This window comes from Streptomyces sp. NRRL F-2664, from assembly GCF_000719345.1.
Classification (GTDB): domain Bacteria; phylum Actinomycetota; class Actinomycetes; order Streptomycetales; family Streptomycetaceae; genus Streptomyces.
On the sequence record NZ_JOFX01000002.1, the window covers coordinates 456,118 to 475,624 of the forward strand.

21 protein-coding genes and 1 tRNA gene are annotated in these 19,507 nt (G+C 71.7%); 13 read left to right on the forward strand and 9 right to left on the reverse strand.

Annotated elements, in window-relative coordinates; all coding sequences use genetic code 11:
- The first annotated feature begins 469 nt into the window (after nt 1-469).
- The 6 genes from IF89_RS0104335 (at nt 470) to IF89_RS0104360 (ending at nt 5,107) form a co-directional block, all read left to right on the forward strand.
- Nucleotides 470-898 carry a DUF3052 domain-containing protein gene (locus IF89_RS0104335; protein ID WP_030761320.1) on the forward strand — a complete coding sequence of 143 codons (429 nt, stop codon included), beginning with the start codon at nt 470-472 and terminating at the stop codon, nt 896-898.
- Nucleotides 899-1,082: 184 nt separating this feature from the next.
- Nucleotides 1,083-1,541 carry a peroxiredoxin gene (locus IF89_RS0104340; protein WP_030761321.1) on the forward strand — a complete coding sequence of 153 codons (459 nt, stop codon included), beginning with the start codon at nt 1,083-1,085 and terminating at the stop codon, nt 1,539-1,541.
- A gap of 139 nt (nt 1,542-1,680) precedes the next feature.
- A complete protein-coding gene (locus IF89_RS0104345) occupies nt 1,681-2,256 on the forward strand; it encodes a TerD family protein (protein ID WP_030026013.1) in 576 nt (191 codons plus the stop codon).
- A 263-nt stretch (nt 2,257-2,519) separates the two neighbouring features.
- Complete coding sequence (locus tag IF89_RS0104350) at nt 2,520-3,095, forward strand: TerD family protein (RefSeq protein WP_030761323.1); 576 nt, start codon at nt 2,520-2,522, stop codon at nt 3,093-3,095.
- Nucleotides 3,096-3,129: 34 nt separating this feature from the next.
- Nucleotides 3,130-4,242 (forward strand): DUF475 domain-containing protein, encoded by a 1,113-nt coding sequence (locus tag IF89_RS0104355; protein ID WP_030761325.1) that lies wholly within the window; start codon nt 3,130-3,132, stop codon nt 4,240-4,242.
- Between the two features lie 124 nt (nt 4,243-4,366).
- On the forward strand, nt 4,367-5,107 hold the full coding sequence (locus tag IF89_RS0104360; protein WP_030761327.1) for a TerD family protein: 741 nt from the start codon (nt 4,367-4,369) through the stop codon (nt 5,105-5,107).
- 31 nt (nt 5,108-5,138) lie between these two features.
- On the opposite strand, the gene IF89_RS0104365 is transcribed toward IF89_RS0104360, so the two are convergent.
- Nucleotides 5,139-5,942, reverse strand: a complete 804-nt coding sequence (locus IF89_RS0104365) for a TerD family protein (RefSeq protein ID WP_030761329.1) — start codon at nt 5,940-5,942, stop codon at nt 5,139-5,141.
- Between the two features lie 195 nt (nt 5,943-6,137).
- On the opposite strand from IF89_RS0104365, the gene IF89_RS0104370 reads away from it, so the two are divergent.
- From IF89_RS0104370 to IF89_RS0104385, 4 genes are read left to right on the forward strand one after another with little or no spacing between them, the layout of a single operon-like run.
- Nucleotides 6,138-7,313, forward strand: coding sequence for an HpcH/HpaI aldolase/citrate lyase family protein (locus IF89_RS0104370; protein ID WP_030761331.1), 1,176 nt, complete (start codon nt 6,138-6,140; stop codon nt 7,311-7,313).
- A 41-nt stretch (nt 7,314-7,354) separates the two neighbouring features.
- Nucleotides 7,355-9,862, forward strand: a complete 2,508-nt coding sequence (locus IF89_RS0104375) for a phosphoribosyltransferase (protein ID WP_030761334.1) — start codon at nt 7,355-7,357, stop codon at nt 9,860-9,862.
- A complete protein-coding gene (locus IF89_RS0104380) occupies nt 9,859-10,689 on the forward strand; it encodes a hypothetical protein (protein ID WP_030761337.1) in 831 nt (276 codons plus the stop codon). Before IF89_RS0104375 ends, IF89_RS0104380 begins: the two co-directional genes overlap by 4 nt.
- Entirely contained in the window at nt 10,686-11,345 is a 660-nt protein-coding gene (locus IF89_RS0104385; protein WP_030761340.1) for an O-methyltransferase, read from the forward strand. Before IF89_RS0104380 ends, IF89_RS0104385 begins: the two co-directional genes overlap by 4 nt.
- A 74-nt stretch (nt 11,346-11,419) precedes the next feature.
- On the opposite strand, the gene IF89_RS0104390 is transcribed toward IF89_RS0104385, so the two are convergent.
- The 3 genes from IF89_RS0104390 to IF89_RS0104400 form a co-directional block, all read right to left on the reverse strand.
- On the reverse strand, nt 11,420-11,644 hold the full coding sequence (locus tag IF89_RS0104390) for an FmdB family zinc ribbon protein (protein ID WP_030761344.1): 225 nt from the start codon (nt 11,642-11,644) through the stop codon (nt 11,420-11,422).
- Between the two features lie 59 nt (nt 11,645-11,703).
- On the reverse strand, nt 11,704-12,255 hold the full coding sequence (locus IF89_RS37630; protein WP_043192922.1) for a DUF4383 domain-containing protein: 552 nt from the start codon (nt 12,253-12,255) through the stop codon (nt 11,704-11,706).
- 377 nt (nt 12,256-12,632) lie between these two features.
- Nucleotides 12,633-13,916, reverse strand: coding sequence for a hypothetical protein (locus IF89_RS0104400; RefSeq protein ID WP_030761349.1), 1,284 nt, complete (start codon nt 13,914-13,916; stop codon nt 12,633-12,635).
- A gap of 65 nt (nt 13,917-13,981) precedes the next feature.
- Between IF89_RS0104400 and IF89_RS0104405 the strand changes: the two genes are divergently transcribed.
- Nucleotides 13,982-14,056, forward strand: a tRNA-Val gene (locus tag IF89_RS0104405).
- A gap of 237 nt (nt 14,057-14,293) precedes the next feature.
- Here IF89_RS0104405 and IF89_RS49580 read toward each other — a convergent pair.
- Complete coding sequence (locus IF89_RS49580) at nt 14,294-14,368, reverse strand: 50S ribosomal protein bL37 (RefSeq protein WP_099895366.1); 75 nt, start codon at nt 14,366-14,368, stop codon at nt 14,294-14,296.
- Between the two features lie 110 nt (nt 14,369-14,478).
- Here IF89_RS49580 and IF89_RS0104410 point away from each other — a divergent pair, with 110 nt between their 5' ends.
- Together IF89_RS0104410 and IF89_RS0104415 are read left to right on the forward strand one after the other, a co-directional pair.
- Complete coding sequence (locus IF89_RS0104410; RefSeq protein ID WP_234327651.1) at nt 14,479-15,135, forward strand: TRADD-N-associated membrane domain-containing protein; 657 nt, start codon at nt 14,479-14,481, stop codon at nt 15,133-15,135.
- 16 nt (nt 15,136-15,151) lie between these two features.
- Nucleotides 15,152-15,376 carry a DUF2277 domain-containing protein gene (locus IF89_RS0104415; protein WP_030761356.1) on the forward strand — a complete coding sequence of 75 codons (225 nt, stop codon included), beginning with the start codon at nt 15,152-15,154 and terminating at the stop codon, nt 15,374-15,376.
- Between the two features lie 8 nt (nt 15,377-15,384).
- Here IF89_RS0104415 and IF89_RS0104420 read toward each other — a convergent pair whose 3' ends face one another.
- From IF89_RS0104420 to IF89_RS0104435, 4 genes are all read right to left on the reverse strand, one after another.
- A complete protein-coding gene (locus IF89_RS0104420; RefSeq protein WP_234327652.1) occupies nt 15,385-15,915 on the reverse strand; it encodes a hypothetical protein in 531 nt (176 codons plus the stop codon).
- A 238-nt stretch (nt 15,916-16,153) separates the two neighbouring features.
- The gene (locus IF89_RS0104425; RefSeq protein ID WP_030761362.1) at nt 16,154-16,795 is read right to left on the reverse strand and encodes a DedA family protein; all 642 of its coding nucleotides are present in this window, start codon (nt 16,793-16,795) and stop codon (nt 16,154-16,156) included.
- 246 nt (nt 16,796-17,041) lie between these two features.
- On the reverse strand, nt 17,042-18,703 hold the full coding sequence (locus IF89_RS0104430) for an alkaline phosphatase D family protein (protein ID WP_030761365.1): 1,662 nt from the start codon (nt 18,701-18,703) through the stop codon (nt 17,042-17,044).
- Nucleotides 18,704-18,845: 142 nt separating this feature from the next.
- Complete coding sequence (locus IF89_RS0104435; RefSeq protein WP_030761368.1) at nt 18,846-19,499, reverse strand: HNH endonuclease family protein; 654 nt, start codon at nt 19,497-19,499, stop codon at nt 18,846-18,848.
- Nucleotides 19,500-19,507: the final 8 nt, after the last annotated feature.

A 19,507-nucleotide genomic window follows, 5' to 3' on the forward strand; every position in this document is an offset into this window, starting at 1 on the left:
TTCCTTCGCTGTCGGGGGAGTCGTACGGGAGCCGTACCTGGGGGTCACCGCCTCCATGGTCTTACGCTCGGCCGCAATCGTCATCCGTACCACTGGGTAATCCCTGCGATCGACAGGGACGGCCGTCAGGTTGCGGACGGGGTCCGGTACCTCGGTGCGGGGTGGCGGGTGCGACCAAATCGCAACCTTACGCCCAAGCCGGTCAGCGCCCCCGAGAGGCCGTTCGTCCCTCAAACAGGTAGGAAAGTCCTCATGCGATGCGAATGAGCTGGAATGGTGTGGGATGAATCACCAGAGCTGCACACGGGCACCCTGAAAGTTGCGGCGAGACGGCCGCAATCGTCACCGTTTCGACGGTCTCGGCGGCCGGGTACTTGCGCGATCCGCCGCGCCCGTGTGGACTACGCCCAATGCTGCGCGTACGCGCGCCGCCGAAGAACATTCACCGAACATGAGCAGGAGGCACCCCGTGAGCGCGACCGCGGACCACGCGGAGAGCCTGGCCGCCCGGCTGGGTTTCCAGTCCGAACAGGTGGTCCAGGAGATCGGCTACGACGATGACGTCGATCAGCAATTCCGTGACCTCGTCGAGGAGCTCGTCGGCGAACTCGTCGACGAGGACTACGACGACGTCGCCGACGCGGTGCTGCTGTGGTTCCGCGAGGACGACGGCGATCTGACGGATGCGCTGGTCGATGCCACCGAGCTGGTCGAGGACGGCGCACTGATCCTGCTGCTGACCCCCAAGACGGGCCGTGACGGCTACGTGGAGGCCAGCGACATCAGCGAGGCGGCCGAGACGGCCGGTCTCTCGCAGACCAGGAGCGTCAGCGTCGGCAAGGAATGGGCCGCCACCAAGCTGGTGACGCCCAAGACCGCCGCCAAGTCCAAGCGCTGAACCGCGCCCGCTGCCGGGCCGACACGCTTCCACACCCCGCTGACCAGGTGGACCCGGTCGGCGGGGTGTGCGCGTTCCACGGGCCGGCGGGCGTGCCGGGACGGACCCCGGGGCACGACACCCCCTAGGCTTGACTCACCCGAACAGCCCAACGCAGGGATGCGGGAACGAAGGGATGCGAGAGATGGCGATCGAGGTCGGCCAGAAGGCCCCGGACTTCGAGCTCAAGGACAACCACGGCGCCACCGTGCGGCTCTCCGACTTCCGGGGGGAGAAGGCCGTCGTGCTGCTCTTCTACCCGTTCGCCTTCACCGGTGTGTGCACCGGCGAGCTGTGCGAGCTGCGCGACCAGCTCCCGCGCTTCCAGAACGACGACGTCCAGCTCCTCGCCGTCTCCAACGACTCCGTGCCGACCCTGCGGGTCTTCGGGGAGCAGGAGGGCCTGGAGTACCCGCTGCTGTCGGACTTCTGGCCGCACGGCGAGACCTCCCGCGCGTACGGCGTCTTCGACGAGGGCAAGGGCTGCGCGGTCCGCGGCACCTTCATCATCGACAAGGACGGCGTGGTGCGCTGGACTGTCGTCAACGGCCTGCCCGACGCGCGTGACCTGAACGAGTACATCAAGGCGCTCGACAGCCTCTGAGCGCGTCCGCCCGGACCGCACGCGCAGTTCCCTGCGAAAACCGCCACCCGGCGGGAACCCGTCACTAGGATCGAAACGTTGATCCAGGCAGCAACCGCACGACGGGGCACCGCCCCACACAGAACCCAATGGAGGACCCGTGGGAGTCAGCCTCAGCAAGGGCGGCAACGTCTCGCTGACCAAGGCCGCGCCTAACCTGACGGCGGTCATCGTCGGTCTGGGCTGGGACGCTCGCACCACCACCGGTGTCGACTTCGACCTCGACGCCAGCGCGATCCTGACCAACGACCAGGGCAAGGTCGCCAGCGACGCGAACTTCGTCTTCTTCAACAACCTGAAGAGCCCCGACGGCTCGGTCGAGCACACCGGTGACAACACCACCGGTGAGGGCGAGGGCGACGACGAGGCGATCAAGGTCAACCTCGCCGGCGTCCCGGCCGACGTCGCCAAGATCGTCTTCCCGGTCTCGATCTACGAGGCCGAGACCCGCCAGCAGAGCTTCGGCCAGGTCCGCAACGCCTACATCCGCGTGGTGAACCAGGCCGACAACACCGAGCTCGCCCGCTACGACCTCTCCGAGGACGCGTCGACCGAGACCGCCATGGTCTTCGGCGAGCTCTACCGCAACGGTGCGGAGTGGAAGTTCCGCGCCATCGGCCAGGGCTACGCCTCCGGTCTGCGCGGCATCGCGCAGGACTTCGGCGTCAACGTCTGAGTCCGAGAGCAGTCCGTCCGTCCGGCGCCGTGCACTGTGTGTACGGCGCCGGACGCGCTTTCCCCCATGCCAGCAACGACACGAGCGCCGCGCCCGCGCGACACGAGCACCGCTCCCGCCTCGCGGCGACGGCCCGGCCACCCGGGCAGCGTGACCGCACGGCTGGTCGGCTGCTCGACCGTGCGGCCCGCTCGACCGCACGGCCCAACCGCTTGCACGTTCCACCGCCACATCGCCACACCGTCGTCAGGGGAGGACCACACATGGGCGTCACACTCGCCAAGGGGGGCAATGTCTCCCTGTCCAAGGCCGCACCGAACCTCACCAGGGTTCTGATCGGCCTCGGATGGGACGCGCGCTCGACCACGGGAGCCGACTTCGACCTCGACGCCAGCGCGCTGCTCTGCAGCGGCGGCCGGGTGCTGGGGGACGACTACTTCGTCTTCTACAACAACCTGACGAGCCCCGACGGCTCCGTCGAACACACGGGGGACAACCTCACCGGCGAGGGCGACGGCGACGACGAGTCGATCATCATCGACCTCACCAGGGTCCCGGCCGGCGTGGACAAGATCGTGTTCCCGGTCTCCATCCACGAGGCGGACGCCCGCCGGCAGAGCTTCGGCCAGGTCAGCAACGCTTTCATCCGCGTCGTCAACCAGGCCGACGGTCAGGAACTGGCCCGCTACGACCTCTCCGAGGACGCCTCCAGCGAGACTGCGATGATCTTCGGCGAGGTCTACCGGTACGGGGGCGAATGGAAGTTCCGGGCGGTGGGGCAGGGGTACGCGTCGGGCCTGCGGGGCATCGCTCTAGACTTCGGGGTCAACGTTTCGTAAAGCCGTACACAGACGCATGGGGTGCCAGGTGCCAGTGGTTCTGAAAACCTTCGGCTGGTCGTTCGCCATCACGGCGCTCGGCCTTGCCTTTGCCGCGTGGCAGTGGGGGTGGGAGGCGTTCGGGGTCGTGCTGATCCTGTCGATCCTCGAAATCTCGCTGTCGTTCGACAACGCGGTCGTCAATGCCGGAATCCTGAAGAAGATGAATGCCTTCTGGCAGAAGATCTTCCTCACGATCGGCATCCTGATCGCCGTCTTCGGCATGCGGCTGGTCTTCCCGGTGGCGATCGTCGCCATCAGTGCCAAGGTCGGTCCCATCGAGGCCATCGAACTGGCCCTGGACCAGCCCGAGCAGTACGAGGCCCTGGTCACCGATGCCCACCCGGCCATCGCCGCCTTCGGCGGAATGTTCCTGCTGATGATCTTCCTCGACTTCATCTTCGAGGAGCGCGAGCACAAGTGGCTCGCGTGGCTGGAGCGCCCGCTCGCCAAGCTGGGCAAGGTCGACATGCTGTCGGTCTGCATCGCCCTGATCGCGCTGCTGGTCTCGGCGATGACCTTCGCCGTCCACGCCCACACCAGCACGGGCCACCAGGACAAGTCGGCCACCGTGCTGCTCGCCGGCGTCGCCGGTCTGATCACGTACCTCATCGTCGGCGGTCTGTCCTCGTACTTCGAGGACAAGCTGGAGGAGGAAGAGGAGCGCGAGCACGAGGAGGAGGAGAAGGCCAAGGCCGCGGGCAAGCCCGTCTCCGCCGTCGGCCTCGCCGGCAAGGCCGCGTTCTTCCTCTTCCTCTACCTGGAGGTCCTCGACGCCTCGTTCTCCTTCGACGGGGTCATCGGCGCCTTCGCCATCACCAACCACATCTTCTGGATGGCGCTCGGCCTCGGCATCGGCGCCATGTACGTCCGTTCGCTCACGGTCTACCTGGTCCGCCAGGGCACCCTGGACGACTACGTCTACCTGGAGCACGGCGCGCACTACGCGATCGGCGCGCTCGCGGTCATCCTGCTCATCACCATCCAGCACGAGATCAGCGAGATCATCACCGGCCTCATCGGCGTGGTGCTGATCGCCGCCTCCTTCTGGTCCTCCGTGCGCCGCAACAAGCGCCTGGAACACGAGGGTGCCACCGTCGACGCATGACCGCGGCGTCACTGCGGAACGCTCCACTAGCGGGGCGGTCCACCGGGTTCCGACGGACCCGGCGGGCCGCCCCGTTTCCGTAGGCTTTGCGGGTACAGGGGATCAGGGGACCAGGGGGCAGGGGATGGGATTCTTCGACGGCATCATGGGCAGCAGGGCCGTGCAGTTCCAGTCGGGCAGCGCCTCGTCGAACGCGATCGAGCTGACCAAACGCCATGCGACGGTGTCGCTCAGCCGGCAGGGTGCCGTCCACGGCAACCTCCGCGTCAATCTGTCCTGGCGCATGCGCACCTCGGACATCGGCGGCCGCTCCGGCCAGAGCGGCCAGCTCTTCCGCCACCCGTTCAAGCTGTTCAAGCCGGACATGGTGCAGGCGCACACGCAGGGCATGGTCAATGTCGACCTCGACATGGGCTGCCTGTACGAGCTGACCGACGGCACCCGCGGCGCCGTCCAGCCGCTGGGGAACCTGCTGGGGGACCTCAACGATCCGCCGTTCGTCAAGCTCAGCGGGGACGACCGGTTCGGCTCGGGGTCGGGGGAGACCCTGTACATCAACCTCGACCACGCGGACGAGATCAAGCGGCTGCTGGTCTTCGTCTACATCTACGACCAGACACCGGCCTTCGACCGGACGCACGCCATGGTGACGCTCTACCCCGTCACGGGTCCGCGGATCGAGATCCCGCTGGACGAGCGGCACCCGCAGGCCCGCTCCTGCGCCGTCGTCTCCCTGGAGAAGGTCAAGGGCGAGCTCGTCGTGAAGCGCGAGGTGAAGTTCGTGTACGGGTTCCAGTCGGAGCTGGACCGGCTGTACGGCTGGGGCCTGCAGTGGGGGCGGGGCTACAAATCCACCAAGAGGTGACGGCCGGCCCCGCCCGCCCGCGTGTGCGTGGTCAGCGCCTGATGAACTGCGGGCCCTGCGCCGGCAGCCGGAAGGACGGGTCGCCGCCCGGGCCGGGCACCGGAGCCGGCGACACGGGCTGCGGGTAGCCGTAGGCGGGCTGCTCGGCCGGCGGGGCCTGCGTCGGCGGGGCCATCGCGGTCGTCGGCTGCGAGGCCGATCCCGCCGAGGGGACCCCCGGGCCGGCGGACGCGCCCGCCGCCGCCCCCGTACCCGCACCGGCCGCCGTACCCGCTTCGGACTCCGCGGCGTTCTCGTCGACCGAGATCCCGTGGTCGGTCGCCAGGCCCACCAGGCCGTCGGAGTAGCCCTCGCCGAGCGCCCGGAACTTCCATCCGTCGCCCCGGCGGTAGAGCTCCCCGCAGATCAACGCCGTCTCCGCACCGGTCTCGGGCCGTACGTCGAAGTGGGCCAGCGGCTCGGCGCCCCCGGTCGCGGTGGCGTCGTAGAGCAGGATCCGCAGGTCGCGGACCCGCTGGAAGGGGACGTCCTCGGCGGAGGCGACCACCAGGATGCGGTCCACGGACGGGGTCACCGTGCGCAGGTCCGCCTGGACGGCGTCGGTGATCGCGTCACCGACCTGCTTCTTGCCGAGGCGCCACACGGCCCCCGAGGGGTGCCGGGGCTGGTTGTAGAAGACGAAGTCCTCGTCCGAACGCACCCGGCCGTCCGGGCCCACCAGCAGCGCCGAGGCGTCCACGTCCGGCACGTCGGGGCCGCCGGTCCAGCGCAGCACCGCCCGGACCGCCACGGGGGCCACCGGGATGTTCGAGCCCTTCTGCATCGCGTGCGTCATGCACGTCATCCTGCCCTCCCGGGGTCCGGCGGGACAATGCGGCCCCCCGTAGGGCCTTGTTACCGAACGCAATAGCTGGGCATGGTGCAAGAGGGTTACCTGAACTTCATGTGCTTGCGGAACTCTTGACTCACGTTCGTACGTACTATTACCGGCCATGCCAGTCGGGCCGCCGAGGTTGTACGGGGGAAGCACATGCGTCACTTTGGGCACATATCGCCCACGGTCCGTAAGGACCTCTTCCACCAGGAACCAGCGGAATTCACCGGCGCCTCGCCCGCGCGCGTCCTCGCGGCGGCCCTCGGCGCCACGCTCTACAGTCCCGCCACCCGCCCCGCGCTGGCAGCGGACATCCGCAAACAGGCCGGCCGCGGAGTCGTCTCCATGGTCCTCTGCCTGGAGGATTCCATCAGCGACGGCGATGTCGTCGGAGCCGAGGAGAACCTCGTCCGCCAGTTCGCCGCGCTCGACGACGACGCCCCGGACGGCGCGGAGCTCCCGCTGCTCTTCGTCCGCGTCCGCACTCCCGAACAGATACCGGACCTGGCGCGCCGCCTCGGCCGCTCCGTGCGGCACCTGGCCGGATTCGTACTCCCGAAGTTCGACGAGCGGCGCGGCATCCCCTTCCTCGAAGCCGTCGTCGACGCGGAGGCCGCGACCGGCCGGTCCCGGCTGTATGCCATGCCCGTCCTGGAGACCCCCGAGCTCCTCCACCTGGAGACCCGCGTCGAAGCCCTCGCCGGCATCTCCCGCACGGTCAACAGCCACCGCGACCGGGTCCTGGCGCTGCGCCTGGGCGTGACCGACTTCTGCTCCGCCTACGGGCTGCGCCGCACCCCCGACATGACCGCCTACGACGTGCAGATCGTCGCCGGCGTCATCGCCGACGTCGTCAACGTCCTGAGCAGGGCCGACGGCACCGGCTTCACCGTGACCGGTCCGGTCTGGGAGTACTTCCGCAGCCAGCAGCGCCTCTTCAAGCCGCAGCTGCGCCGCAGCCCCTTCCTGGAGGAGGGCGTCGAGGAGCTGCGCACCGCGCTGATCGAGCACGACCTGGACGGGCTGCTGCGCGAGATCGAGCTCGACCGCGCCAACGGGCTGCTGGGCAAGACCTGCATCCACCCGGCCCACGTCCCGCCGGTGCACGCCCTGTCGGTGGTCTCCCACGAGGAGTTCTGCGACGCCCAGGACATCCTGCGCCCGGAGCGGGACGGTGGTGGAGTGATGCGTTCCGCTTATACGAACAAAATGAACGAGGTGAAGCCGCACCGGGCCTGGGCCGAGCGCACCATGCTGCGCGCCGAGGTCTTCGGTGTGGCGAGGGAGCAGGTCGGCTTCGTCGACCTGCTCACGGCCGGACTCCAGGTGTGAGCGGGCCCGTGCCGAAGCAGACGACGAGGAAGGGCAAGACGATCGACGAGGTGTGGTCGGGTACCTGGGTCGCGGACCGGCTGGGCGTCGCCCTGCACGACGGCGAAGCGGGCCCGCGGCCGGGGACGAGGCTGAGCCCGCGGCTGAACGAGCTGCTCGGGCTGGCCCTGCGGCGCAACCCCAAGCGCGCGCACCTGCTGGTCTCGCAGGTGCTGGGCAAGCACGTCCCACAGTCCCCGCGCACGGTGTACGCCGCCGGGTACGGGCTCGGTGAACGCGTCCGTGCGCTGCTCGGTGAGGATGCCGCGGCCGCGGCCGTCGTCCTCGGCTACGCCGAGACCGCCACCGGGCTCGGCCACTGCGTCGCGGACGGCCTCGGCCACGCGCCCTACCTGCACTCCACCCGCCGGCCCGTGCCGGGCGTGGCGGCCGCCGGCGGCTTCGAGGAGGCGCACTCGCACGCCACCTCGCACCTGCTGCTGCCCGAGGACCGAGAGCTCCTCGCGGGCGAGGGGCCGCTGGTCCTCGTCGACGACGAGTTCTCCACCGGCAACACGGTCCTGAACACCATCCGCGACCTGCACGCCCGCCACCCGCGCCACCACTACGTGGTCGTCGCCCTCGTCGACATGCGCTCCCCGGCCGACCGCGACCGGCTCACGGCCTTCGCCGCCGAGCTCGGCGCGCGGGTCGACCTGATCGCCCTCGCCTCGGGCACGGTGTCCCTCCCCGACGGAGTCCTGGCCAAGGGGCAGGCGCTGGTGGAGGAGTACGAGCCCGCAGCAGCCGGCTCCTGCGGGCCGATGCCCCCAACGGTGTCGACGCCGGCGCCGGTCCTGCGCGTGGACCTCGACTGGCCGCACGGGCTCCCCGACGGCGGACGCCACGGCTTCACCCCCGCACACCGCCGACGCCTGGAGGCCGCCCTGCCGGCCCTGGCCGCGCAGCTCACGGCCGCGCTCGGCACCCAGCCCGGACGGGTCCTCGTCCTCGGCAACGAGGAGCTGATGTACGCCCCGCTGCGCCTGGCCAAGGCGCTGGAGGAGGCGGGCGCGGCCCCCGAGGTCCGCTTCTCCAGCACCACCCGCTCCCCGGTGCTCGCCGTCGACGACCCCGGCTACGCCATCCGCACCCGGCTCGTCTTCCCCGCCCACGACGCCCCCGCCGACGGCCCCGGCGACCGCTACGCCTACAACGTCGCCCGCCCGGCGCACGGCACCGGCTTCGACACCGTCGTCGCCGTCGTGGACTCGGCCGGCGACACCCCCGAACTGCACACGGGGCTCCTCGCGGCGCTCGCCCCGCACACCGGCCGCGTCGTCCTGGCGGTCGTCCCGTCCTACGTACCGCCCATGGCCTCCCTGGCGTCCCTGCTCTCCCGTACCCCAGACCACCGGCAGGAGCCGACCATGACCGAGCCCCTGCGCGGCCCCGCCTTCTCCTCCTACGCCCCCGAGGACGTCGGCTGGCTGCTCCAGGACCTCTCCGGCGTCCGGCTCGAAGCGCCGACCGAGGAGCGCGAGGAGGCCATCCAGGCCGGAGGCGCGCACTACGCCGAGTCGCTGCCCGTGGAATACCAGCCCTCGCCCGAGTACCAGGAGCTGTACCGCAGCGCGCTGACCGCCTCGGCGGCCCGCGTGGCCCGCGCCGTCGGCACGGTCACCGAGACCGTCCTCGCCGAACGCTCCCCCTCCCCGGTCCTGGTCTCCCTGGCCCGCGCCGGCACCCCCGTGGGCGTCCTGATGCGCCGCTGGGCCAGCGCCCGGCACGGCCTGGACCTGCCGCACTACGCCGTCTCCATCGTGCGGGGCCGCGGCATCGACGCCAACGCCCTGCGCTGGCTGGCCGCCCACCACGACCCCGCCGACGTCGTCTTCGTCGACGGCTGGACCGGCAAGGGCGCCATCACCCGCGAGCTGAAGGCAGCCCTCGCGGAGTTCCCCGGCTTCGACCCGGAGATCGTCGTCCTCGCCGACCCCGGCTCGTGCGTGCCCACGTACGGCACCCGCGAGGACTTCCTCATCCCGTCCGCCTGTCTCAATTCCACCGTCTCCGGTCTCATCTCGCGTACGGTTCTCAGGTCCGACCTGGTCGGACCCGACGACTTCCACGGCGCGAAGTTCTACCGGGAGCTCGCCGGAGCCGACGTCTCCGTGGCATTCGTCGACGCCGTCGCCGCCCGCTTCGACGACGTGGCGGACGCCGTCGGCGAGGAGGTCAAGGAACTCCTCGCCGCCGACCGCACCCCCACCTGGGAGGGCTGGGCAGCGGTCGAGCGGATCAGCGAGGAGTACGGCATCCACGACGTGAACCTCGTCAAGCCCGGAGTCGGCGAGACCACCCGCGTCCTGCTGCGCCGGGTGCCGTGGAAGATCCTGGCGCAGCGCGGCGCCGGGGCCGACCTTGACCACGTACGGCTGCTCGCCGAGCAGCGCGGGGTCCCGGTGGAGGAGGTCGACGGCCTGCCGTACACCTGCGTCGGCCTCATCCACCCCAGATTCACGCGCGGCGCCACCGGCGCCGACGGAAAGGCTGTGGCCTCCAAGTGACTGTCCTCGTAGCCAGCGACCTCGACCGCACGCTCATCTACTCCGCGGCCGCGCTCGGCCTGACCATGCCCGACCCGGTGGCCCCGCGGCTGCTGTGCGTCGAGGTGCACGAGAGCAAGCCGCTGTCCTACATGACGGAGACGGCCGCGGCACTGCTGTCGGAACTCACCGAGGACCCGTCCGTCGTCTTCGTCCCCACCACCACCCGCACCCGCAAGCAGTACCAGCGCATCCGCTTCCCCGGCCGCCCCGCCCCGTACGCGATCTGCGCCAACGGCGGTCAGCTCCTCGTCGACGGCGTCCCGGACCGCGACTGGCGGCGGCAGGTCGCCGCGCGCCTCGCCGAGGAGTGCGCCCCGCTGGAGGAGGTCCACGAGCACCTGCTGGCCACCGCCGACCCCGCGTGGCTGCGCAAGGCACGGCTGGCGGAGGACCTCTTCGCGTATCTCGTCGTCGAGCGGGCCCTGGTCCCCGACGCCTGGCTCAAGTCCCTCTCCGAGTGGGCCGGGGCCCGCGGCTGGACCGTCTCCCTCCAGGGCCGGAAGATCTACGCCGTGCCGCGCCCGCTGACCAAGAGCGCTGCGATGTACGAGGTGGCCCGCCGGACCGGCGCGACCACGACCCTGGCCGCGGGGGACTCACTGCTGGACGCCGACCTGCTGCTGGCCGCGGACGCCGCCTGGCGCCCAGGCCACGGCGAACTGGCCGACGCGGCCTGGACCGCGCCCACGGTGACCGCGCTGGCCGAGGCGGGCGTCCTGGCCGGCGAGGCGATCTTGCGCGCATTCGCCCGCGAGGCCGGGCGGCTCGGCAGACTGGACGCATGAGCAAAGGCAACAGCACGAAGATCACGGATGAGCTGTACCAGTACATGCTCGACCACAACCCCCCGCTGGACAGCGTCCAGCGGGGCCTGGTGGCGAGGACCTACGCAGCGTTCCCGGACGTCGCCGGAATGCAGTCCGCGGAGGAGCAGGGGCCGCTGCTGGCCTTCCTCGTCCGGCTGACCGGCGCCCGCCTCATCGTCGAGGTGGGCACCTTCACCGGCTTCTCGGCCCTGTCGATGGCCCAGGCGCTGCCCCCGGACGGCCGCCTCATCGCCTGCGACGTCTCCGAGGAGTGGACGGCGTACGGCCGGGAGGCCTGGGAGGAGGCCGGCGTCGCGGACCGCATCGAGCTGCGGATCGCGCCGGCCCTGGAGACCCTGCGCGCGATGCCGGCCGAACCGCACATCGACATGGCCTACGTCGACGCCGACAAGGAGAGCCAGATCGCCTACTGGGAGGAGCTCGTGCCGAGGCTCCGGCCCGGCGGCCTGATCGTCACGGACAACACCCTCTTCCACGGCACGGTCCTCGACGAGTCCGCCACCGGCTCGGCGGCGGGCGTGCGCGCCTTCAACGACCACGTGGCGGCGGACCCGCGCATGGACTCCGTCCTGCTGGCCATCTCGGACGGGCTGACCCTCTCGCGCAAGCGGTAGCGCGCGGGGTGGGGTGGTGGTGGGCCCGCCCGTGAAGGGGCGCCCGTCCGCCGGCGTCCGCAGGGCGCCAGGGGTCAGCCGCAGCCGCCGCCACCGCAGCAGCCCCCGCCACCCCCGCCGCCCATGGGGCGGGCGGCGGCGGGGGCGCCGCTCGACCCGCCCACGGCCACGGCGGACAGCAGCTTGACGGTGTCGGCGTGCCCCGCCGGGCAGTCGGCGGGGGCGGAGGACTCGGCCATGGGGCGGCTGACCTCGAAGGTGTCGTCGCAGGTCCGGCAGCGGAATTCGTAACGAGGCATGCGCACAGGCTAAACGCGCCCCCCGCCGCAGCGCTACGACGCGAGGGGTGTGCCGCCCCTCAGGGAGTGTGGGGGCGCGCGAACCGTGCCCGCGCCGCCCGCGCCCGGTCCTCCCGGGCCGCCTGCTCGGGGTGGCGGGCCCGCCAGTACGGATTGTCGTGCGGCAGCGCACTGCCCACCCGCCCGTACATCCCGAACCACATCAACATGACGCCGACCACGAAGCTGAACAACACGTTCTGGATCTTGAAGGCGAGGAAGTTCAGCTCCGTGTCGAGCAGCGCGAGGTTCACGAACCCGCTCGCGATGAACAGCACCCCCAGCACGATGTTCAGCGTCGAGGCGAAGGTCCCGCCCACCACCATCCCGACGATCAGCAGCCCGCCGATGCAGAGCGACAGCACGCTCAGCGCGCCGTTGGTGTTCAGCGCCAGCACGGTGTCGCCGCCGGTGTCGAAGAACCCGATCCGGTCGATGAGGCCCAGGACCCCGAACACCATCAGCAGCAGACCGGTGAGCCCCGCCCCGACCCGGTACACCTGGTTGAGCTTGTGATCCGCCGGCAGGTGCCTGTCGAGCCGGGCGTTGACGGGATGCAGAGCGCGTTGCACACGCCGCCCGATCGGGTGCGGATCCTGATCCGCACCCGTCACGTAAGGCTCGTGGGCCACGTAGGGCGCGTAGTGCTCATGGGGCTCGGTGCACCCGTACGCCGCATGGGCCGCGTACGGCGCAGGGGGCACAGGCTCCGGTGTCCGGGACGCACGCGACCTGCGGAAGGTGTGGGCAGCCATGGAGACCTCCTCTGCTCCATCCCGTACCCCCAGCATCCGCCGCCCGGGCCGTGACGACAACCACGGCAATGGCGACGACGTGGGGAGCCCCGCGTCCCCGCGAAGGCCGAGGCGGCGGCGACGAGCCGCCGCGGGCACCCCACCGGGATGCAGGCAGAGCCCGCAACGGGAGCAGGAGCGGGAGCCGGGTCGCGCTAGCCGTGGCCGCGCTCTTCCCGGATCGCGCTCACCACCCGGTTCACGGACGCCCGAACGGCCGCCATCTCCTGGAGGAACGCCCAGTAGTCCGGATGCCGCCCCTCCAGCCCCTCCAGCGCCCGGCCCACCCGGGCCACCGCATCGTCCAGCGGTCCCGCGTGCCGCGGATCGGGCACGCTGCGCCCCGCCATCGCCAGCCGCTGCGCGTCCCGGATCGCGAACCGGGTCCGGTCCACCTCCGCCTGCGGGTCCCGCGCCACCGCCTCCAGCCGCGTCAGCCGGTCCTGCGCCGCCGACACCGCCTCGTCCGTCGCGTCCAGCGCACCCCGGACCGCCTCGATCAGCGCCCCCACGTCCGCCCAGCGCTGCTCGTCCCGGGCCGCGCCCGCCTCCCGCAGCCGCTCCTCGGCCCGCGACACGTCCCGCACCGCCTCCTCCGGCACGTGCTGGAGGTCCTGCCAGCACGCCGCACTGAAGCGCCGCCGCAGCTCGCTCAACACCGGATCCACCCGGTCCGCCCGGTTGCGCAGCGCCTGCGCCCGGGTCCGCAGGCTCACCAGCCGCCGGTCGATCTCCGCCGCCCGCTCGGGCAACCGCGCGGCCTCGGCCCGTACGGCCTCCGCGTCCCGCAGGATCCGGTCTGCGCGCTGCACCGTCTCCTGCACTCCGTGCTGGGCCGCGCCCTGATTCAGCTTGGTCAGCTCCGGCCCGAGCGCCGCCAGCCGCGCCGCCAACTCATCGGCCCGCATCCCCTCGGCCCGTACGGCATCCAGCGCGTCACTGGCTCCGATCAGCGCGGCCCTCGCCCGCTCCCGCGCCGGCGCGACCCGGGCCAGCTGCGTCTCGGCCTTGTCCAGCAGCGGCTGCAGACCCTGCGCGAACCGCTCCAGCTCCCCCTTGACCCGCAGGAGTTCGTCCCGGGCCCGGGTCAGCTCGTCCCGCGCCCGCGCGGCCACCGAGGCCTCCAACTCGGCCCGGTCCAGGTCGTACGCGTCGACCGCCTCGATGTAGACGTGACTGACCTGGTCGATCCGCTGCCCGAGGGCCGCGAACCCCTCGGTCGCCTGCCGCGCCGCCGGAGACCCGTCCGCGGCGGCGATGGTCTCGATCGAGATCCGCAGATCCCGCTGCGCCGTGTCCAGCTCGTAGAACGCCGCCGCCGCGGCATCCTTGGCCGCCTGCGCATCCGCCCGCCGACTCTCGTCCCGCCCACCGAACCACCGCCGGGATGCCGTCGCCACAGTCCCTCTCCCGTACGTGTCCGCCATGCCCCGGTCCATTCTCTCCCACGGGAACGGGTTTGCGTGGGGGGTGCGCGCGCCATGTAGGCTGTCCACTCATCCACGGGTGCGTAGCTCAGGGGTAGAGCGCTGCTCTTACAAAGCAGATGTCGGCGGTTCGAAACCGTCCGCGCCCACCAGTCGAAAGGCCCTCAACCGATCATGGTTGGGGGCCTTTGACGGTTGAAAGTGACGGCATCCTGGCTGGCGAACGCCTCGGGCCGTAGGCCTGGTTCTGGGGCGTAACGGCGAAGAGTGACAGCCACGGAGTCGACGTCGGCGCGGACGTCGAGCGGTGCTCTCAGCGACGGCGGCGGTTGTCAGCGCTCTGCCGTGGTAGGTGAAGGCCCCCGGTCCGGTGGGCGGGGGCTTTCGGGTCAGGCGTTGGGGCGCTTGCCGTGGTTGGCCTTCTTCTTCTTGCGGGCTCGCTTCTTGTTGCCTCGCTTGGCCATGGTGACAGTCTCCCTACTCTCGGTGACCTTCGGGGCCAGTCTAGGCGCGGGCCGGGGTGCGCGCATCAGGGCCTCTTGGCCCGTGCGGCCGGCCGTGGGATCGTCGGGGGATGGGCGAGTGGCTCGCGTGGGGGGCGGTGGGCGCGGCGGTGGTCGTGGCCCTGCTGGTGCTGGCGATGACGGAGCGCTCGCTCGGCGGGGGCTTCGAGCGGAAGCGGGACGAGGAGCGGGCGCGGCTGCTCGCTCACCTGGCGCGACCGGTCGACCCCGACGGGCCGGCGACGGCCCTGCCCGGGCCGCGGAAGTTCGAGGACGTCGGTGGCGGCCGGGGGGCGCACGCGCGACTCGGTGACCGGCGGGACGACTTCACGCCGATCCTCGTGGAGTACTACGCCTACGGGCTGACGCAGGCACGCAGCAGCTTCGGCACCAGCCAGCGGTTCGCCGGAGCCGGAGCGGCGATCCTGCTCGTCGGCATCGGGCTCGCGATCCGCAGGGCCGAGACCGGCGGCGAGCTGTACCTCGGCATCGTCACCAGCGCGACCGGCCTGGTCACCGCCCTGATCGGGCAGCTTTTCCACCGGCGGGCCGACCTCGCCCTGCGGCACATGGCCGACCAGACCGCGGCGCTGCGCGACGACCGGCGGGCCGCCGAGACGACCCAGCAGGCCATCGGTCTGCTGGAAACCGTCGACGACCCCGAGCTGAGGGCCCGCCTCCAAGCCGGATTGATCATGAAGCTTTCCGGGGCCGAACTGCCCCGTTGAGCGGGATAGTGGAGACATGTGCCGATCGATCAAGACCCTGCGTCCGCCCGCCATCCCCGAGAAGGCGACCGAGGAGGAGATCCGGGCCGCCGCCCTGCAGTACGTGCGGAAGGTGTCCGGGTTCCGGGTGCCGGCCGCGCATAACCGCGAGGTGTTCGACGCGGCGGTGGACGCCGTCGCCGAGGCCACCGCGGCCCTGCTCGACGGCGTCCACGTGCGGGGGTACAGCGCCCCCGCGTGACGGATCCCTCAGGCGTTGCGGCGGCGTACGACCCACACGCCGGCGATCAGTGCGCCGGCGGCGAGGGTGCCGCCGACGGCGATCTCGGTCGGGCTCACCGAGCCGACGCTGCCGCCCGTGCCGCCGCGCGCCGCGCCCGGGGTGACCTGGAGGGAGACGGTGACGCGCTCGCCGCCCGGCCCGCCGCATTCGAAGAGGACCCGGTGGGTGCCGGGGACGGCGTTGTTGAAGACCGTTGCGCTGCCGAACAGGTTGGTGGTCTCAAGGTTGCCGGGGGCCAGCCGGACCTCGCTGAACGCGGTCGACGTGACCCGGGCGACCCTGGTCCCGCACCCCGCGATGTTCAGGGCGACCCGACCGCCCGGGGCGACCGTGGTGGGGGAGACGGTCGCCGAGGGTGCGGCGTGGGCAAGCGTGACGGGGGTGGCGGCCGTGGCGATGAAGGCGGCGGCCGCTGCGGTCATCAGGCGGCGCGGCGCGGCGGATCGCGGGCGGGGCGCGGTGGTGGCCGGCGGCTGGACGAGCGGCGTGGCGGGCATGGAGAGAACTCCTCGGCTCCTCGAAACGGCGCGACCCGGCCACGGAAGTGACGCGGATTCGAATGCGCACCGTGCGTGCTTCGGACGCTAGGAGCCGGGCCCGCAGGCGGCGATCGGGGCCGGGTGAACGGGTGAGCCACTGCTCCGACCGGGGGATCCCCCGGGGCGGTGCCGATGGTCACGGAGGCCTCTCCGGCGAGGCGCCGCGCCGCGGGCCGGCCCGACCCGGGAGCGGGGTCTACGTCGCCGGGGTCGCGGCCGGCGGCGAGGGCGGCCGGCGCACCAGGAAGGCCGCCAGGGCGCCGGCGGCGAAGAGCGCGACGATCGACACGGCCGTGCCGAGCCACTGCGTCCCCAGCCACTGGGTGCCGAAATAGCCCAACGCCACGCTGTATCCGGCCCACGCCAGGCCCGCCAGGACCGACCAGGGCAGGAACTCCGCCACCCTGCGCTGCGTCTTGCCCGCCCCCAGCGACACCACCGAACGTCCTGCCGGGGCGAAGCGGGCGATCACCACCAGGGCGCCGCCACCGCGCGCGAGGGCCGTGCCGAGGCGCTCCTGGGCGCGCGTCAGCCGGCGCGAGCGGGCGATCGCCCGGTCCAGGCGGGCGCCGCCGCGCCGGGCCAGCCGAAACGCGGCCATGTCACCCAGGACCGAGGCCGTCGTCGCGATCACCAGCAGCAGCAGGATGTCCGGTACCTGCTCGGGACCCGGGACCGGCACCGGGCCGGCAGCCCCGGCAGCGGCCGCCGCTGCCGCCGCGGTGATCACTAGAACCCCGCTCGGCAGCACCGGAAGGAAGACGTCGAGCAGGATGGACACGGCCACCAGGGCGTAGATCCATGGGCTCGCGGTCAGCGACCCCAGAGTCTCAAACACAGCGGGACTCCCCAGTCCGGTTGACGTGCTGCGGCATGAAGCGCCGCGACGTCGCGGGGGAGCGGCAGGGGCGGCTGACAGCCGTACAGCCTACGCCCGGCACTCACGCCCCGACCGCCCGGGGCGCATCGTGCACCGCAGCCGTGTCCCTTTCCTGTCCCTGTGTCTGTGGCTGTCCTTTCCCTGTCCCCGTCCCTGTCCCTGTCTCCGCCCGCCGCCCCTCTGCCTTTGGTCCTGCTCCCGTTGCTACTCCGCAGCGGTGAGCTCCCGGTCCAGCACCGTCGTCAGACGGGCAGGACCCTGTCGCTTCTTGTGTGCCTGGTCGAGCCGCAGCCGTGCCGTGCGTCCGGACAGCGCCAGCGTCATCAGCTGGTTCCCGAACCAGGGACCGCCCGTACGCCGCCAGTTCACCGGGGGCCGCCCCGTCCGCCCGTGGAGGGAGAACCCGCGCCCCAGCCATCGGCCGGTCCGCGACCACCCCAGCCGGAAGCCCCACTTCACCACCGTATGAATGGAATTGTGAACGGGCGAGCAGGTCAGCTGGAACACCCGCGCGGTACTCGGTATTCGGGGCTCGGCGACATACGCGTGATGGACGTCCCCGGACAGCACGCACACCGTCGCAGGTGCCCGCGGTCCCGTCCCCACTTCCTCGATCAGGTCCGTCAGAGCCGCGAACGACGCGGGGAACGCCGGCCAGTGCTCCAAGTCGCTGCGCCGCCGCAGGTTTTCACCGATCCGCGCCCACCGCGGCCCGCGCTCCCCGCGGCACAGCGCCGCATTCCACGTCTCCGCGTCGTGGATCAGCGGCGGCATCAGCCAGGGCAGCGAGGACCCGATCAGCAGGTGGTCGTAAGCCCCGTGGCCGTCGAGGGCGTTCTCGCGGAGCCACTGCTCCTCCGTCGGGTCGAGCATCGCCCGCCGGTCCTCGGCCAGTACCCGCGCGGCGCGCGTGTCCACCATCAGCAGCCGCGTCCGCCCGAAGTCGCGCCGGTAGCTCCAGCGCGCCGTGGCCGGATCGGCGTCCGCCGCGGACGCGAAGGCCCGGAGCGCGTCCGTGCCGTCGGGATCCTTTCGGACCTCCTGGTACAGGCCGTCGGCCGCCAGCTCGGCGGGCGAGAGGTTGCCCAGGTGCTGGTACACCCAGTACGACATCAGGCCGCTGAGCACGCGCTCGCGCCACCACGGGGTCGCCCGCATCTCCGCGAGCCATGCCGCGCTCGTGTTCCAGTCGTCGATGACGTCGTGGTCGTCGAATATGTGCAGGCTCGGCACTGTCGACAGCAGCCAGCGGATCTCCGGGTCGAGCCACGACTCGTAGTAGAGCCGGGTGTACTCCTCATAGTCCGCGACCTGGGCGCCCGGGGGGTCCCGCAGGTCCCGGCGGGCGGCGATCCACTGCCGGGTCTCCCGCGACAGGGCATCGGCATACACCTGGTCGCCGAGCAGGAGCAGCAGGTCCGGGCGCTCGGCGTTCGGGTCGGCGGCGAGTCGAGCCGCCAGGGTGTCGAGGGCGTCCGCGCCGTGCGGCCCGTGCCGGCCGGCGGGCGGTGCGGCCTGCCGGCAGGACCCGAAGGTGACGCGCAGCCCGGGTGCGGTCCGGCCCGGTCCTGCCAGGGCCGGCGTGGTGATCGTGCTGGGCGGGAAGCTGCTGTCGGGCAGCGGCCACACCGGCCGGCCGTCGAGCAGCACCTCGTAGGCCGTGGCGGAGCCCGGGGTCAGGCCGGTCACGGACACCAGCGCGTAGTGGTGTCCGGCTATCTGGAAGGTGTGCGTGCTGCCGCCGGCCCCGTCCGCGCACCGCACCTCGGCCGTGCACGGACGGTCGGTCTCGACCCATACGGTGGCCGCCCCGCCCGTCTCCCAGTCGACGTGGCGCAGCAGCGGTCCCAGACGCAGTGCGGCCATGCAACTCCCCCTCCTCCGTGTCCCCTGCGATCACGGTACGACGGGGAGGGGGAGCCACGCCTCCCCCTGACGGGGGAAAGATCGATCGGTCCGGCCGGGTGCTGGTGCGAGCCCGGCCGGCCGGCGGTCGATCGGCCGTCGGTCAGCAGCCGTTCAGGACGTTGACCAGGGCGGTCTTCTCGCCCGAGTCCATGCTGAGCCCCCAGTACTGCTTCACGCCGACCCACATGCGCGCGTACGTACAGCGGTAGGCGGTCCGCGGCGGCAGCCACTTGCCCGGGTCGAGGTCGCCCTTGGCCTGGTTGACGTTGTCGGTGACGGCTATCAGCTGGGGGCGGCTGAGGTCGTTGGCGAACTGCTGGCGCTTGGACGTGGTCCAGGAGGAGGCGCCGGAACGCCATGCCTCGGCGAGCGGGACGACGTGGTCGATGTCGAGGTCGGAGGCGACCGTCCAGGTGGCGCCGTCGTACTCCGAGTACCAGCTTCCGCTCACGGCGGCGCAGGAGGAGTCCTGGACGACGTTCACGCCGTCCCGCTTCAGCACCGTCTCGCGGGTGTTGCAGGTGCCGGAGACCGTGCTCCAGTGCGGGAAGAGGTCGCGGCTGTAGCCGCTGGTGGAACCTTCCGCCCTCGGGGTGACCGTCGCCAGGTACGAGCGGGCGGCCGAAGCGCTGATCGGGGCCGGCGGCGCGGCCTGGGCGGTGGGGGCGGTGAGGAGGGAGGTGAGCGCGGCCAGCGCAGCTGCTGACGCGAGCACGCCAACTCGACGCGCGTAGACGTGGGACGTGAGTGCCATGAGGGGCT